This window comes from Actinomadura fibrosa, from assembly GCF_900659615.1.
Lineage (GTDB): Bacteria > Actinomycetota > Actinomycetes > Streptosporangiales > Streptosporangiaceae > Spirillospora > Spirillospora fibrosa.
Map to the genome: position 1 here is coordinate 41,574 of NZ_CAACUY010000018.1, position 14,832 is coordinate 56,405.

Here is a 14,832-nt window from a genome sequence, read left to right on the forward strand (position 1 = left end):
CAAGCAGACCGGGTCACGGTGAGACGATCATGGGTCAAGGATCAAAAGCCGGAGCCCGGCATCGTGCGCCGCGCCGCCGGACATTTCGAGCACGGCAACCTGCCGGAGATTCGGTGAGTTCACCTCATTGAGGGCTCCCATATCCGACTTGACGAAGTCGGAGCACCGCTCGGCGCCGGCGGGGAGGTTGGTCACGACCGGCGCGCCGGCCGACGCACCGGGGGCCGCGTTGGCGGGGACTGCCGATAACGCGAGCGCGGAGGCGATGACCGGTCCGGCCGCTGTCGCGGTAGAAGCAGTCTCCTCATGCGAAGCCCTCCTTCCTGTTCGTAGCCCCACAGGGCCGGACCAGTCGAGGATTGCAAGATCCATCCGGTTCATCGACAGCTGCTGACTTTATGATCATCAAATGTCGCTTGTTGAAGTCGGGGAGATGGAGACGTTCCTGGTCCTGGCCGAGGAGTTGCACTTCGGGCGGACGGCTCAGCGCCGTCATGTCACGCCGCAGCGAATCAGCCAGCTCATCCAGACGCTCGAACGGCGCCTCGGGGGTGCGCTGTTCGAACGCAGCAGCCGCCGAGTCGAGCTCACCGATCTCGGCAGGCAGTTGTACGCCGACCTACAGCCGCACTACCAGGGGGTCCGCGACGCGCTGCAACGTGCCGCCGCTACCGCACGCGGTGTCAGCGGCACGCTGCGAGCGGGCTATGTCAACGCGCTGTGGGGGCGACTCTTCGTTGAGGCCGCGGACGCACTGCACACGACGCATCCCGGCGCCCGGATCGTCGTGGTGGAGCTCAGGGGCGGGGACGCGCTGCAGCCGCTGCACAGCGGCGATGTCGACGTCATGTGCGCGAGTTACCCTGCCCACGAACCAGGCGTCACTGCCGGACCGGTCCTGCTGCGGGAAGATCCGATGCTGGTCATCAGCGTCGACCACCCGTTCGCCGCCCGCGCCAGCGTCTCGCTGGCGGATCTGGCGACCGTACCGCTACTGAGCACGCCCACCATGCCGGCCGACTGGACGCTGTCCCGCTGTCCCCGCACCACCCCGAGCGGCGACCCGATTCCGAGCGGACCAGCAGTGACCTCGGTGCACCAGGCACTCGCCGTCATCTCCCTTGGCCACGGGGCCTTCATCTTCGGCGACCAGACCATGTCCTATCACCGCCATCCCACGCTCGCGACCACGCCGGTGAGCGACTGCCCGCCACTGGAGTGGGGCTTGGTTTACCGGGACGGCACTCGAACACCACTACTCGACGCTTTCGCTCAGGTCGTGGGAAATCTGGCGCACGATCAAACACAAGGCGCAGCAGTTGACCAGTTGTCTGGTAGCGCGAAGGCCCCGCGGTCAGCGGCGCCACCGACAAGCCGCTGACCGCGCCGGGCTACAGGCGTCGGTGTTGGCGCGGCGTTCGCCCTCATAGGTGTCCACGATTTGCTGGGTGCCGCCGTCGAGAGGGACGCCGCTATCGCGGTCGCGCTGGCGAGCTTCGGTCGCCGATCCGAAGGGTGGCGTCGCTGTCAACAGCCGTCCTCGCTGCTGGGGGCGAGGGCGTCAGGGCGTGCCCTCGGTGGGGTCCGTCCTGACGCCCTCGGGCAGCCGGTCCGAGTTTTCGCGCGCCACTTCCTGGTCAGCCGACTGCGAAGTCCTGGTTGGTACCGGGGGCGTTCTTGCACGGCCATTGGTCGAGTTGCTGGCCGAGGTTGCCACCGGCGCCGTAGACGTCCAGGCACAGGCCGCTGTTCTTGTTCTGGAACTCGTAGGAGCCGTCCGACTGCTGGATGGGCAGCCACATGGTGTTGGCGGCGCCGTTGCGCGTCTGCTGAACGATGTCGGGAGTGCCGGCGGTGGTGGAACTGTTGGCCACGGCTACGACCAGGCCGGAATTCTGGGCCTGGAGTTCGCCGTAGCCGCCGGAGCCGGGAAGGAACTGGAACTGCTGGTTGGTCTGGCCGTTGCACGTCCACTGGTCGATCGCCGCGCCCGATGCGCCGGTAGCGCCGTACACGTCCAGGCACAGACCGTCGTTGGCGACGGTGAGCCGGTGGTAACCGCTCGGATAGCCGCCCCCCGTGCCTCCCGTTCCGTAACCGGCGGCGGTGATGCTGGCCTGCACCGCGTTCTCGGTGGCGTCGGACGGATAGCCCGAGGTCATCACACCCTCATAGAAGGTGCCGGCGGAACCGATACTGTTGTCGCCGCCTGTGCCGAGGATGATGGCACCCTGTTTGCGCATCGGGTTATAGCCCGCGACGTTCGGACGGGGTCCGCTGTAGAAGGTGGAAAGGCCACCGGACTGGGCGTTGCCGGCCCGGATGGACCACAGGTTCGGGCCGCCCTTGATGATGGCGGTGAGATACCGATGGTTGACGGTCGGATCATTGGCGTTGTAACCGGCGTTCACGCCGGAGTACAGGCCGTTCTCCAGATCGGCCATGACCCAGGGGCCGTTGCCGGTGCCGTAACCCCAGACCCTGATGTTGCCGAAGTAGATGGCCTCCATCGTGCCGTTGCCGTCGTCCCGGCTGTCGGTCTCGGCGTTTCCGTAGTCGAAGCAGCAACCGCCGTTGTAATGGGTGCCGTCGAAAATCGCGTACATGCCTTCGGGGTTGTCTCCGGTCGCGACGCCCGAAGTGCGGTTGTTGCGGTAGCCCGTGCCGGGAGCGACGTAGACGCCGTAGGCCTTGTGGCCGTTGAGGACGGTGGGCGCCGCGGTCGCGTCGGCGAGGTTGTCGTATCCGCCCGGAGCCGGGCCGCGGAACCCTCCGGGAGGCGCCTGGGTCAGGTGATTGCCGCGGCCCGACTGATCGTAGATGACGGTGATCAGGCAGGTCGTGCCGGAGCAGAAAGAATCCTGCGCGGCCGCGTCGGCGACACCGCCCGGGCTCAGCACCCCGATATCCCGAGTCGAATTGTCGGAGGAGCGCCGCACCTGGTAGAGCGAGCCGTTGTAGGAGGCGAACAATGCACGGGTCGTGCTGTGCGCGGCCACGCACGGTGTACCGGCGGCGGCGTAGATGTCGCAGGGCTGCGACGCCGCCGCATGGCTCACCGGGACGCCCAGTCCGAACATGGCCGTCACTGTGGCCGTCAGAATCGCGACGATGAATCGGGCCCGCCGACGACCCGTTTGGGGTGGCAACACAAGAACCTCCTCTTGTGACGGATGCCGAGAGATCGGGCGTTGGGAGTGGCTGCCTCAGCCGCCAGGCACGGTCGCGGCGCGGCTCATCCGATGCTCCATTGCTGGTTGGAGCCGCCGTTGCACGTCCACAGCTCGACTGGTGTGCCGTTGGCAGTACCGGCACCGGTGACGTCCAGGCACAGTCCGGACTGGGCACCGGTGATGGTGCCGTCCGCGTTCAGCAGCCATTGCTGGTTCGCGCCCTGGTTGCAGTCCCAGATCTCGACCTTCGTGCCCGGCGCGGTCTGGTTGTTGTAGGCGTCCAGGCATTTGGTACCGCCGTAGACGGTGAGCTGTCCCGCGCTGTAAGTCCAGGTCTGGTTGACGCCGCTGTTACAGGTCCAGATCTGCAGTTGTGCCCCATTGGCCTGCGTGGAGCCCGGCACGTCCAGGCATTTGCTCGCGCCATTGGCGTGGACCGCTCCGGTGGGGTTGGTCGTGGTGCTGCCCCCGGCCACCCGGAACATGACGGCGCCGTGCGCCGGAACCGAGGCGGTGATGGTGCCCGTGGTGGTGGAGACACTCCCGGTCCACAGGTTGGTCAAGGTGTAGCTTGAGGCGCCCGACTTACCGACCGCACCCGCCGTGGTGGAGATGGTCGCGGCCGATCCGGTCTCGTTGAACAGCACCACCGAAACATCGCCGTTGGACAGCGGCTTGGCCAGCACGTCGTGGCCGCCCGAGGCCGACACCTGGGTCCCCTGCCTGCCGAGCGGATCCTGGTCGACCGCGATCACAGCCCGGTTCGTCAGGATCGACAGAGTGGACGAGCTGGCGTTCACCAGGTTCCCGCCCTCGATGAGCGGTGCGGCCATCTCGGCCCACAGGCTGAACTCGGCCTGGTCCTCGGTGGCGCTCATCCCGTTGCCGATCTCCAGCATGTCCGGGTCGTTCCACGCACCGGGCCCGGCGTAGGGGGCCAACCCCCGGTTCACGTGGAAGTTGGACAGCATGCTGGAGAAGTTGGGCTGGATGTCGGTGGTGGTGCGCCACAGGTTGGCGACCGGGCCCGCCCAGGTCCACGGTTGGACGCTGGCGTCCCAGCCGTTGCACATGCTGAAGACGATCGGGCGGCCGGTCGCGGCGAGCGCGTCACGCGTCCGCGAGTACAGCGTCTTGGCGACCTGCTGATGCGACTGCCCGGGGAAGCTCCCGAACGGGATGTTGCACCAGTCCTCCTTGAGGTAGTCGACCCCCCACGAGGCGAACAGGTTCGCGTCCTGCTGTTCGTGCCCGTAGCTGCCCGGGTAACCGGCGCAGGTAGCGGTCCCGGCGTCCTCATAGATCCCGAACTTCAACCCGAGCGAATGCACGTAGCCGGCGACCGCGGCGATGCCGTCCGGGAACTTCGCCGGGTCGGCGACCAGGTTGCCGCCGGCGTCCCGGGCGGAGGACATCCAGCAGTCATCGATGTTGACGTACTGGTAGCCGGCCGCCTGCATGCCGTTGTTGTGCATGGCCAGCGCCGTCTGCTTCACCAGCTGCTCGCTGACGTTGCAGCCGTAGGCGTTCCAGTCGTTCCAGCCCATCGGCGGTGTCCGCGCCAGCCCGTTGCCGAGAGCGGAGGCACGCGGTGCCGGAACCAGCACGGTCACCGGGATGAGCAGCAGGAACAGCGCCGCGGCAAGCCACGTCCTTGTCGAGCGACCGATGATGTTAGCGCTAACATTCAAGCGCTGACCAAAGAACCGGGAGCGGCTGATCGAGTACGAGCCAGGCGCGGGGTTCATCGCCCCTCCGTGCACGGAGACCATGGAGTGGACTGATTCTGAACGGGTCGCCGAACGATGTCCAGGAGGACGCGGATTTCCATGAAACTCCCAGGTCGAGCACCTGATCGTTTTCATGTGGCTGGTCGGCGCTTTGTCCGACCTCTCAACACGTGAGATGTATCGCTGGGTGCGGGCGGGCTCGGACCCCCTTCGGCGCAGGTGCCAGACCTGCTTGTTCGCAGCGTGTGCGCCTTGCAAGACGAACACCGGATATGCGGCAGGGGGTGTCGAGCGCACGAATACGACGACACCCCCTTCAGCGCCACTTTAGGCGGAGGTCCATTGCCGATTGCCACCGAAGTTGCAGGGCAGAATCGGCGGTCTGCGGCGCCGGTCCGGGTACGACTCGGATGCGAACACCGAATCGTTTCGCGAATCGTTCCGATAAGACGTTAGAACTCGATTACGTTCGGGCCGCTGCGGTGTGCGCGGTGGCCCCGTGCTCACGTGTCCTTCTCGTCTCGCCAGCCGCCCGGCTCGGGGTGGTAGCCGTAGGCGGCGGCCCGTACCGTGTCCTCGTCCTCCAGGCCGGAGCCGATCGCGCCGCCGACGGTGGCCAGCGAGCTGATGATCCAGGCCAGCATCAGGTAGTCGGTGACGTCGACCGGCCGCTCCAGGCTCTGTTCCAGCACCGACGTGTCGATCAGCAGCGCCGCGGCGAGGAGCGTCCCGGCGAACAGCGCCACATAGGACACCGCGGTGGCCAGGGTGAGGGTGAGGATCGTACCGAGGTTGAACATTCGGGCCAGCTCGGCCGGTGTGCTCGGGTCCGGTTTCTCCCACAGGTCGTGCGCGATGATCAGCCAGGCCACCAGCGCGGTCAGCCCGAGGAGCATGATCGCGGTGAGGCGGAGGGCGCCGAGCGCATCGCCCATCTGCCAGATGGTGTTGGTGGTGAGCGCGAACGCGGCCGTGCCGAAGGCGCCGACCAGGAGCTTGGACAGGCCGAGCAGGGCCCGTCCTGGACGGTTGGCCCGGACCATCCCGGCCACCAGCCGCACCCGGCCGGCCAGCCGCGAGGCGACGTAGGCCCGTTCCCCGGCGTCGGTTCCGCCGACCATTCGATGGACGGCGGCGACCCGGCCGGCCAGTGCCGGGCCGGCCGGCGGCACCCGCTCCTCGCGGGCGTCGGCGAGCAGCCGGGCCACGAGTTCGGGAACGGCCGCGCGGACGGCTCGCCGCTGGCGCAGCCCCAGCGCGGGCAGGGACAGCAGCGCGACGCGGCGCCGGGCGGACGTCTGCGCGACCAGCGGCAACCGCTCGGTGTGCAGCGGCAGGTCGGTCAAGCAGATCGTGATGTCCCACCGGGCGTCGGCGCGCCGCTGGGCGAGATCGTCGAGGAGCGCCTCGACGCCGCCGTCGCGGCGGGGGGCCACCTCGCCCCAGCCCTCCCGGACGGTCCACCGCACGTCCGCGTCCACCCGCTCGGCGAGCAGGTCGGCCAGCTCTGCGGTGAGCCGCGCCACCACCTGGGCCGGATAGTCCGGCGGGGTCGCCACGAGCCCGACGACGATCTCCCGCCGACGCCGATCGTTGGTGGCCATGGACGCTCCTCGCCGGTAACCGGGCGAACCCCGACCTGCTACCCGCCGCCGCACGTCACATGCGTCGCGCACGCAGGACGTGACCGACCCACGTGCGCGACGCATGGTCACGCCCGCAGGGCCCTACGGGGCTTTGGCGAACTCCTGCACGATGCGCTCGCAGAAGGCCGGCAGGTCGTCGGGCGACCGGCTCGTGGTGATGTTGCCGTCGGTGACGACCGGCTCGTCGACCACCTCGGCGCCCGCGTTGCGCAGGTCGGTGCGCACGCTCGGCCACGAGGTGAGCCTGCGGCCCCGCGCGACGTCGGCCTCGACGAAGTTCCACGGGCCGTGGCAGATCGAGGCGACCGGCTTGCCCGACCGGACGAAGTCCCGGACGAACCGCACCGCGGCGGACTCCATCCGCAGCTTGTCCGGGTTCACCGTCCCGCCCGGCAGGAGCAGTGCCTCGTAGTCGTCGACCGACACGTCGCCGACCAGCCGGTCCACGGGGAAGGTGCCGGCGTCTTCGAGGTCGTGGTCGCGCGCCTGGATCTCGCCGTCGGTGATCGACACCACGACGGTGCGGGCGCCCGCGTCGTCCAGCGCTCGCCGCGGCTGCTCCAGCTCGACCCGCTCGACCCCGTCGGCCGCGAGGATGGCGACCCGGCGCCCGTTCAGCTCTCCGGCCATGTCAGGCACCCGCCCCCGCCGGGTGCAGGACGACCTTCGTCCAGCCGTCGTCCCGGTTGTCGAAGTGCTCGTAGGCCTCCGGCGCGCGGTCGAGGGGCAGTTCGTGGCTGACGATGAAGGACGGTTCGGCCTTGCCCCCGGCGATCAGGTCGCGGAGCTGCCGGTTGTACTTCTTGACGGGAGCCTGGCCGCTGCCGATGTGCTGGCCCTTGAACCAGAACATGCCGTAGTCGAGGGCGACCTTGCCCTGCTTGGCCAGCTCGTCGCTGCCCCCGGGGTCCTGGGGCACGAAGACGCCGACGTTGCCGATCCTCCCGGTGAAGCGCACCGACGCGACCAGCCGGTTCATCGTGAGGTTGGCCTGCTCCTGGCCGTCGGGCTCGTGCGCCTGGTAGCCGACGCACTCGCAGCCGTTGTCCGCGCCCAGGCCCATCGTCTCGTCCAGGACGGCCTGCACCGGGTCGACCTTCGAGTCGTCGATGGCGATCGCGCCGATGGACTCGGCCAGCCGCAGCCGGTCGGGGTGCCGGTCGACGACCATCACCTTGCCCGCGCCCCGGATGGTCGCCGAGAGGGCGGCCATCAGCCCGACCGGGCCCGCGCCGTAGATGACCGTCTGGTCGCCGGGCTGCACGCCGGCCATCTCGGTGGCGTGGTAGCCGGTCGGGAAGATGTCGGCGAGCATCACGTAGTCGGTCTGGCGCTGCTCGGCGTCCTCGCCCAGCCGCAGGCAGTTGAAGTCGCCCCAGGGCACGCGTAACAGCTCGGCCTGCCCGCCGCCGTACGGGCCCATGTCGGCGAAGCCGTACGCGGCGCCGGCCATGTTCGGCTCGGGCTGGGCTGTCAGGCAGTAGTTCGTCAGCTGGCGCTCGCAGTTCTTGCAGTGCCCGCACGCGATGTTGAACGGCAGGACGACCCAGTCGCCCACCTTGACCTTGTCGACGCCGTCGCCGACCTCGACCACCTCGCCCAGGTTCTCGTGCCCGAACGAGCGGCCGGTCTCGAAGTCGGTCCGGCCCTCGTACATGTGCAGGTCCGAGCCGCAGATGTTCGCCGACGTGATCCGCACCAGGACGTCGGTCGGCCGCTCGATCCGCGCGTCCGGCACGTCCTTGACGCTGACCTGCCGCGGCCCCTCGTACACCACTGCCTTCACGACTACCTCCTTGTCGCAGATGCCTCCCTCCCTACGGAAAGCCCCTTGGGGCTGACTACCCCCGGCCAACCGCCTGAACCCACAGATAACTACGAGTGGTGCCCGAACAAGCACATAGCGTCACATAGCGAGGCCACTCGCGTTCCGGTCGCCGGCACGGTCGTCGGCGACCGGAACGCGCGGGGCCTGGTCAGACCGCTATCGGCACGCGGGCAGGTGCGCGGCCTGGATGTAGCCCCACCGGCCCGACGCCGGGGCGTAGCCGAGGATCCATGCCGCCGAGGAGTGGTGCCCGCAGTGCTTGGTGGTGATGCGGAAGGCGTCGCCGCGGACGCCATTGCCGATCACGAAGGACTTGGGGGCGCTGCGGAGCGTCCCGTTGGACCCGACCCGGATGAGGGTGCGCTGCTTCTTGCCTCGATGGGCCGCGCTGATCGGGACGGCCTTGACCTGGCCGTTGCCGCCGATGGCCCGCAGGTCGCCGAGCCTGGTGCCGCGGTCGCCCTGGCTGTAGGCGTACGGGTCGGTCAGGCAGCTCTTCGCGATGAAGCCCCAGCTGGGGTCCTTCTTCTTGGCGTAGTCCAGCACCAGGGCGTATCCCTTGTAGGTGTAGCGAACGCCCAGGTGGGTCCGCTTTCCCGCGGCGGTGCGGTGCTTGGTCCAGTGCCGGGGAGCGACCCCGCCCTTGGGGTAGTTGAGGTAGACGGGGCACTGGGCCTTCGCCAGCGTGGTCGAGTGGGTGTAGTGCGTGGCGGCGGCGGTGGCCGTCCGCCCGGAGACCTGGCCGGCCGCCTGAGCCGCCGTGGCGTGCGGCGCGCCGCCCGCGGCAGCCGCCATGGCACTGGCGCCGCCTCCGAGGACGGCGAGGACGGCCAGGCCGCCCCCGAGGCACGCGCCGCGGGACGCCCGCAGCGCGGCGAGACTTGATCGCATGATTCTCCTCGTGACCGGTGCTTCCAGGACTCGATGCCGGGACCGCCGCGACACGGGTGCCGCACGATCGACAGCGGGTGACATCCTCGATAGCGTTAGACGCAAGCAAAGATGTCGCACCGCCGACGCTAACCAACCGACCCCCAAGATCGCAATACTGCAATCTTAGATTGCATCAGGGAGGTGGCCGGAGTGCCGCGCGAGTTGTACGGGCTGGCCGAGATCGCCGAGACCCTCGGGCTGACCCGGCAGGCGGTGACGGTCTGGCGCAAACGCCGGAGCTGGGACATGCCCGAGCCCGACGTGGAACTGGCTTCCGGGCCGGTCTGGCACAGCGACACGATCGAACCGTGGCTGCAGACCCAGCGCTCGCGCCTGAGCGGTGGCGATGACGCCCCGTCGGCGTGGGCCGCCGACGTCAGGCGGGCCGCACGCCGGCTTCTGCGGCTCCTGGTCCTCCAACTGGAGGAACCCGCGCGCCCCAACCTCATCCGCCAAGCGCTTCAGGACGTCGAGGACCTCCACCGCCACTTGGCGAACAGCACCGACGACCGCCGAGCCCGGCTGCTGGCACTGCTGGAACCGGCGGCGCGGCTCAACTCCCCCGAGGACCAGGACGAGCTGACCCGCGCGCTCATCCGAACGCTGCCGGATCTGGCCGATATCCTCGCCGCGGTTCAGAGCACCGGCGAACGGGCCGCGCAGTAATCTCCCGCCTGTGTTGGACGGACAACTGCCACAAAGCGCCCTGCCCGGCTACGAGCTGCTGGACGAACTCGGCAGAGGCGGCATGGGCGTGGTCTACCGGGCGCGCGCCGTCGGCGACGGGGCTTCCGCCGAACCCCTGGCCATCAAGGTGATCCGCCCCGAACTGGCCGGCGATCCCGCCTACCGGAGCCGTTTCGCACAAGAGATCGACCGGGCCCGGCGCGTCACGCACGAGAACATCGTCCCGGTACTCGACGCGGGTGAGCACGAGGGCCACCTCTACCTGGTCATGCCCTGTGTCGATGGCACGACCCTCAAGGACATCCTCGACAAGCTGGACCGCATGACCCCGGCCAAGGCGGTCGAGACCATCGTGCGGATCGCCGACGCCCTCGACAGCGTGCACGAGGCGGGCCTGCTCCACGGCGACGTCTCGCCTTGCAACATCATCCTGGCCGGCTCCCGCAGCTCCCCCCGTCCCATGCTCACCGACTTCGGCCTCGCCCGTCCGCTGAGCACCGCGGGCCTCAGCGCGGCCGAGACCTGGGCCCGGACCGGAGCCGGAATCGGCACCCCGGGTTTCATGGCGCCCGAGGCCGTCTCAGGAGACCGGCTGACTCCGGCCGCCGACGTCTACTCCCTGGCCGCGGTGCTGCACTACGTCCTGATCGGCAAGGCGCCTCTCGGGGGCATGACGCCGCTTCGCAAGCAACGCCCGGAGATCCCGCGCCGTGTGGAGCAGGCCGTCGTCCGCGCGCTCAGCGCGGACCCGGCCGACCGCCACGCCTCCGCGAGACAGTTCGCCGATGCCCTGCTGGACGCTCGGCCGAACCGGTCCCGGTGGCTTCGGATCGCCCCGGCGGCAGCCGTCACGGCCTTGCTGATCACCCTGGCGTTCACCTACATGTACGGCCGCCCGGCTCACGGCAGGGTGGCCGGCCAAGCGGCACCGTCCCCCTCGCCGACCCCGACTGCGCCGTCTCCCTCAGCTACTCGCACCCCCAAGCCCAGCCACACCGCGACCGCCGCACCGCCTCTTTCCTCGCCCACCTCAGCCCGGCCCTCCCGCACATCCTCACCCCGCCCGAGCCAAGGCACGCGGGTCCCCGTCAGGTGTGACCGCTACAAGGTGACCGCCCACGACATGTACCTGCGGACCGAGAACAACGAGCTCACCAACGACTCCCTCGTGAGAGGAGAGATCGCCACCGTGACGCGGCGCGGCGCTCCAGGCGGGCGCACTCAGCTCTGGTACGTCACCACCGACAGAGGCCAACGAGGCTGGGTCTACGAAGACGATCGCTACTGGACGCCCTACTGCTGACCCCGTTCACTATTGCTGTTGGCGCAGGTCGACGGCTTGGGTTCGGAGGAGGCGGAGCATGCGGTTGACGTGGCGGGGGAGGTGCCGCGTCCGGGCGTGCTGGGCGACGAGGAGGACGTCGGGGCCCTCGGCGTCCAGGGGGCGGCGGGTGATGACGCCGCTGCGTTCGAGCGGGTCGTCGGCGATGCTGTAGTCGGGCAGGAGCGTGACGCCGAGGCCCTCGGCGACCATGACCTTGCCCATCTCGGCGCCGTCGACGGAGTAGGCGAAGGCGGGCTCGCGCCCGTCCAGCAGGCGGTGGACGTAGCGGTGCATGAGGTAGCCCGAGCGCATCGCGACGAAGGGCTCGGCGAGCATGCGGTCGAGCGGGACGGCGTCCAGGCGCGCGAGCGGGCTGTCGGTGCGGCAGCAGACGGTGGGGCGGCCGCGCAGCAGCTCGACGGTCGCGAGGTCCGGGGGCTGGTCGTCGCCGTCGATGAGGTTGATGAGGCCGAGGTCGAGGGCGCCGCCGCGCAGCGCGTCCCGGATGTCGGCCTGCTGGAGGGTGACCAGCTCCACCTGCGTGCCGGGGTGCGCGGCGCGGAACGTGCGCATCGCGGGCGCGACGAGCGGGACGGTCGCCGCGTTCACCGTGCCGATGCGGATCATCTGCCGGGACCTGGCCTGGTCGTCGGCGGCCGCGCGCAGCCGGTGGACGGCGTCGAGGACCTCGGCGATCCAGGGCAGCAGCTCGCGGCCGTCCGCGCTGATCCGGGTGCCCGCGCGGTGCCGGTCGAGCAGCGTGAGGCCGAGCTCGCGCTCCAGGTTGCCGATCGTCTGGCTGAGCGCCGGCTGGGACATGTGCAGCGCCTCGCTGGCCCGGCGCATCGAGCCGAGCCGGGTGACGGCCGCGACGCATTCGAGCTGTTCGATCCGCATGATCCCTCCAGCGGTGACAGGTTTCCCCTATCGCCCCGTCACGAATGCCACATTGACCAGCGGCGGGGCGGCGCGCACAATCTTAACTATGTCTATAGGGAATATAGAAAACTCGGAGGCGGTGAAGTTCGCCTACTGGGTGCCGAACGTCAGCGGCGGCCTGGTCGTCAGCAAGATCGAGCAGCGCACGGACTGGGGATACGACTACAACCGGAAGCTCGCCGTCCTCGCCGAGAACAACGGGTTCGAGTACGCGCTCAGCCAGGTCCGGTACATCGCGTCCTACGGTGCCGCCTACCAGCACGAGTCCACCGGCTTCAGCCTCGCGCTGCTGCTCGCCACCGAGCGGCTGAAGGTGATCGCGGCGATCCATCCGGGGCTGTGGCACCCGGGCGTGCTCGCCAAGTTCATCGCGACCGCCGACCAGCTGTCCGGCGGACGGGCCGCGGTGAACGTCGTCAGCGGCTGGTTCAAGGACGAGTTCACCAAGCTCGGCGAGCCGTGGCTGGAGCACGACGAGCGGTACCGGCGCAGCGAGGAGTTCATCCGGGTCCTGCGCGAGATCTGGACGTCCGAGCACGCGGAGTTCGCCGGCGACTTCTACCGCCTGCACGACTTCGACCTGAAGCCGAAGCCCCTCGCGGGACCGGACCGCCCGCACCCCGAGATCTTCCAGGGCGGCAACTCCACCAGTGCGCGCCGGATGGCCGGACGGGTGTCCGACTGGTACTTCAGCAACGGCCGCGACTTCGACGGCGTCGCCGAGCAGATCGCCGACGTCGGAGCCGAGGCGGCCCTGCACGGACGGCGGGTGCGGTTCGGCCTCAACGGGTTCATGATCGCCCGCGACACCGAGGCCGAGGCCCGCGAGGTGCTGCGCGAGATCGTCGCCAAGGCCGACCGGGAGGCCGTGGAGGGCTTCGGCTCGGCCGTCAAGCAGGCCGGGCGGTCGACGTCCGACGGCAAGGGCATGTGGCAGGACTCCGAGTTCGCCGACCTCGTCCAGTACAACGACGGCTTCCGCACCGGGCTGATCGGCACGCCCGAGCAGATCGCCGAGCGGATCGTCGCCTACAAGCGCCTCGGCGTGGACCTGTTCCTGCTCGGCTTCCTGCACTACCTGGAGGACGTCGAGTACTTCGGAAAGCGCGTCCTGCCGCTGGTCCGCGAGCTGGAGGCCGCCGACGCCGAGCGCGCGGAGCCGGCGCGGGCCGGTTCCTAGCGGGGCCGGGCTCCCGATGCGCCTCGTCCGCCGACGCCACATCGACCTGCTGAGGACGTGCAGTGCGCTGTGTCGTGGCCGTGCGTCCACGACCAGTCCGCAACCCCTCTGAGGAGAGAAACCAGCATGTCGATCGCCACCACCGCCAAGAAGACGGACCGCGAGGAGCGCTTCGCCGCCGCCCTGGAGCGCGCCGACCTCGTCGCCGCCGAGCTGCGCGCCACCGCCGCCGAGCGCGACCGCGCCGGCCGGACGCCGCGCGCCGAGGTCGAGCTGCTGCGCTCGCACGACCTCCTCCAGGTCCAGGAGCCCGTCGAGTACGGCGGCGACGGACTCAGCTACGCGCAGGCGGCGCAGATCACCCGCCGGATCGCGCGCGGCGACACGTCCATCGCCCACCTCATCGGCTACCACTACGCGCAGACCCGCATCGCGCCGCTGTTCGGGACGCCCGAGCAGGCCGACGCCCTCTCCCGCCGCAACGGCGAGGAGAAGCTGTTCTGGGGCGGGGTGCAGAACCCGCGCGGCGGATCGGACCTCGTCCTGACCCGCGACGGGGACGGCTTCCGCCTCGACGGGCGCCGCTCGTTCGCCTCCGGCGCGAGCCTCGGCGACCACCTGTCGGTCACCGCGTCCTACGAGGGCGAGCTGGTGTTCGTCTCGCTGCCCGGCGGGCGCGAGGGGTTCCGCGCCCTCGGCGACTGGGACAACATCGGCCAGCGCCTCACCGACTCCGGCGGCGTCGAGTTCGACGGCGCCCGCGTCGAGCGCTCGGAGATCCTCGGCCCCGACCCGCTCACCGGACGGACGCTCACCCCCTACCAGACGCTCGTCACGCCCCACTGGCAGCTCGCGTTCGTCAACTTCTACATCGGGACGGCCGAGGGCGCGTTCGAGGAGGCCCTCGACTGGACGCGCCTGCACGCGGCGCCGTGGGAGACCTCGGGCGTCGACGCCGCCACCGACGACCTGTACATCCTCCAGACCGTGGGCGAGCTGCGGAGCGAGATCCGCGCCGCCGCCCTGCTCGCCGACCGGGCCGGGGACGCCCTCCAGACGGCGCTGGACACCGGCCCGTCCCTCACCGAGGAGCAGCGCGCCGAGGCGGCCATCGCCATCTACGAGGCGAAGTACCTGACCACGAAGGTCGCGCTGGCGGCGGCGTCGCGGCTGTTCGAGATCCAGGGCGCGCGGGCGACGACCAGCGCCTACGGCTTCGACCGGCACTGGCGCAACCTGCGCACCCACACCGTCCACGACCCGGTCGCCTACAAGGCGCGCGAGGTCGGGGACTGGGCCCTGAACCGGCGCGCCCCGCAGTTCTCGCTCTACCGCTGATCCGGCTCCGGTCCCGTGGCGGTCCTCCTCCGCCGCCGCGGGACCGATCCGGCG

The 14,832-nt window shown here is 69.8% G+C and carries 13 protein-coding genes; 5 read left to right on the plus strand and 8 right to left on the minus strand.

All coding sequences use genetic code 11. From position 1 onward, the window contains the following. Window positions 1-27: 27 nt before the first annotated feature. Window positions 28-381, minus strand: a complete 354-nt coding sequence (locus E1300_RS09860) for a hypothetical protein (protein WP_131756576.1) — start codon at window positions 379-381, stop codon at window positions 28-30. A gap of 28 nt (window positions 382-409) precedes the next feature. Here E1300_RS09860 and E1300_RS09865 point away from each other — a divergent pair, with 28 nt between their 5' ends. After that, entirely contained in the window at window positions 410-1,381 is a 972-nt protein-coding gene (locus tag E1300_RS09865; protein WP_131756577.1) for a LysR family transcriptional regulator, read from the plus strand. A gap of 256 nt (window positions 1,382-1,637) precedes the next feature. On the opposite strand, the gene E1300_RS09870 is transcribed toward E1300_RS09865, so the two are convergent. The 6 genes from E1300_RS09870 to E1300_RS09895 form a co-directional block, all read right to left on the minus strand. Next, on the minus strand, window positions 1,638-3,080 hold the full coding sequence (locus E1300_RS09870) for an arabinofuranosidase catalytic domain-containing protein (protein WP_131756578.1): 1,443 nt from the start codon (window positions 3,078-3,080) through the stop codon (window positions 1,638-1,640). Between the two features lie 155 nt (window positions 3,081-3,235). After that, window positions 3,236-4,921 carry a glycoside hydrolase family 27 protein gene (locus tag E1300_RS09875; RefSeq protein ID WP_131756579.1) on the minus strand — a complete coding sequence of 562 codons (1,686 nt, stop codon included), beginning with the start codon at window positions 4,919-4,921 and terminating at the stop codon, window positions 3,236-3,238. Window positions 4,922-5,406: 485 nt separating this feature from the next. Next, window positions 5,407-6,507, minus strand: a complete 1,101-nt coding sequence (locus E1300_RS09880; protein WP_131756580.1) for a hypothetical protein — start codon at window positions 6,505-6,507, stop codon at window positions 5,407-5,409. A gap of 123 nt (window positions 6,508-6,630) precedes the next feature. Continuing rightward, complete coding sequence (locus E1300_RS09885) at window positions 6,631-7,179, minus strand: type 1 glutamine amidotransferase domain-containing protein (protein ID WP_131756581.1); 549 nt, start codon at window positions 7,177-7,179, stop codon at window positions 6,631-6,633. Window position 7,180: 1 nt separating this feature from the next. Further along, entirely contained in the window at window positions 7,181-8,335 is a 1,155-nt protein-coding gene (locus E1300_RS09890; protein WP_131756582.1) for a glutathione-independent formaldehyde dehydrogenase, read from the minus strand. A 198-nt stretch (window positions 8,336-8,533) separates the two neighbouring features. Beyond that, window positions 8,534-9,268 carry a hypothetical protein gene (locus tag E1300_RS09895; RefSeq protein ID WP_131756583.1) on the minus strand — a complete coding sequence of 245 codons (735 nt, stop codon included), beginning with the start codon at window positions 9,266-9,268 and terminating at the stop codon, window positions 8,534-8,536. A gap of 192 nt (window positions 9,269-9,460) precedes the next feature. Here E1300_RS09895 and E1300_RS09900 point away from each other — a divergent pair, with 192 nt between their 5' ends. Together E1300_RS09900 and E1300_RS09905 are read left to right on the plus strand one after the other, a co-directional pair. Then, window positions 9,461-9,976, plus strand: coding sequence for a hypothetical protein (locus E1300_RS09900; RefSeq protein WP_131756584.1), 516 nt, complete (start codon window positions 9,461-9,463; stop codon window positions 9,974-9,976). A gap of 10 nt (window positions 9,977-9,986) precedes the next feature. Continuing rightward, window positions 9,987-11,300, plus strand: a complete 1,314-nt coding sequence (locus E1300_RS09905; RefSeq protein ID WP_131756585.1) for a serine/threonine-protein kinase — start codon at window positions 9,987-9,989, stop codon at window positions 11,298-11,300. Window positions 11,301-11,309: 9 nt separating this feature from the next. On the opposite strand, the gene E1300_RS09910 is transcribed toward E1300_RS09905, so the two are convergent. Beyond that, a complete protein-coding gene (locus E1300_RS09910; protein ID WP_131756586.1) occupies window positions 11,310-12,218 on the minus strand; it encodes a LysR family transcriptional regulator in 909 nt (302 codons plus the stop codon). Between the two features lie 121 nt (window positions 12,219-12,339). Here E1300_RS09910 and sfnG point away from each other — a divergent pair, with 121 nt between their 5' ends. Both sfnG and E1300_RS09920 read left to right on the plus strand, forming a co-directional pair. Further along, on the plus strand, window positions 12,340-13,440 hold the full coding sequence (gene sfnG, locus E1300_RS09915) for a dimethylsulfone monooxygenase SfnG (protein ID WP_242619043.1): 1,101 nt from the start codon (window positions 12,340-12,342) through the stop codon (window positions 13,438-13,440). A 126-nt stretch (window positions 13,441-13,566) separates the two neighbouring features. Then, window positions 13,567-14,778 carry an acyl-CoA dehydrogenase family protein gene (locus tag E1300_RS09920; RefSeq protein WP_131756588.1) on the plus strand — a complete coding sequence of 404 codons (1,212 nt, stop codon included), beginning with the start codon at window positions 13,567-13,569 and terminating at the stop codon, window positions 14,776-14,778. Window positions 14,779-14,832: the final 54 nt, after the last annotated feature.

Excerpts from the sequence above, each read along its gene's own strand:
- E1300_RS09860 (WP_131756576.1), bottom strand. The coding sequence starts at position 381 with ATGAACCGGATGGATCTTGCAATCCTCGACTGGTCCGGCCCTGTGGGG.
- E1300_RS09865 (WP_131756577.1), top strand. The coding sequence starts at position 410 with ATGTCGCTTGTTGAAGTCGGGGAGATGGAGACGTTCCTGGTCCTGGCC.
- E1300_RS09870 (WP_131756578.1), bottom strand. The coding sequence starts at position 3,080 with ATGTTCGGACTGGGCGTCCCGGTGAGCCATGCGGCGGCGTCGCAGCCC.
- E1300_RS09875 (WP_131756579.1), bottom strand. The coding sequence starts at position 4,921 with ATGAACCCCGCGCCTGGCTCGTACTCGATCAGCCGCTCCCGGTTCTTT.
- E1300_RS09880 (WP_131756580.1), bottom strand. The coding sequence starts at position 6,507 with ATGGCCACCAACGATCGGCGTCGGCGGGAGATCGTCGTCGGGCTCGTG.
- E1300_RS09885 (WP_131756581.1), bottom strand. The coding sequence starts at position 7,179 with ATGGCCGGAGAGCTGAACGGGCGCCGGGTCGCCATCCTCGCGGCCGAC.
- E1300_RS09895 (WP_131756583.1), bottom strand. The coding sequence starts at position 9,268 with ATGCGATCAAGTCTCGCCGCGCTGCGGGCGTCCCGCGGCGCGTGCCTC.
- E1300_RS09910 (WP_131756586.1), bottom strand. The coding sequence starts at position 12,218 with ATGCGGATCGAACAGCTCGAATGCGTCGCGGCCGTCACCCGGCTCGGC.
- E1300_RS09920 (WP_131756588.1), top strand. The coding sequence starts at position 13,567 with ATGTCGATCGCCACCACCGCCAAGAAGACGGACCGCGAGGAGCGCTTC.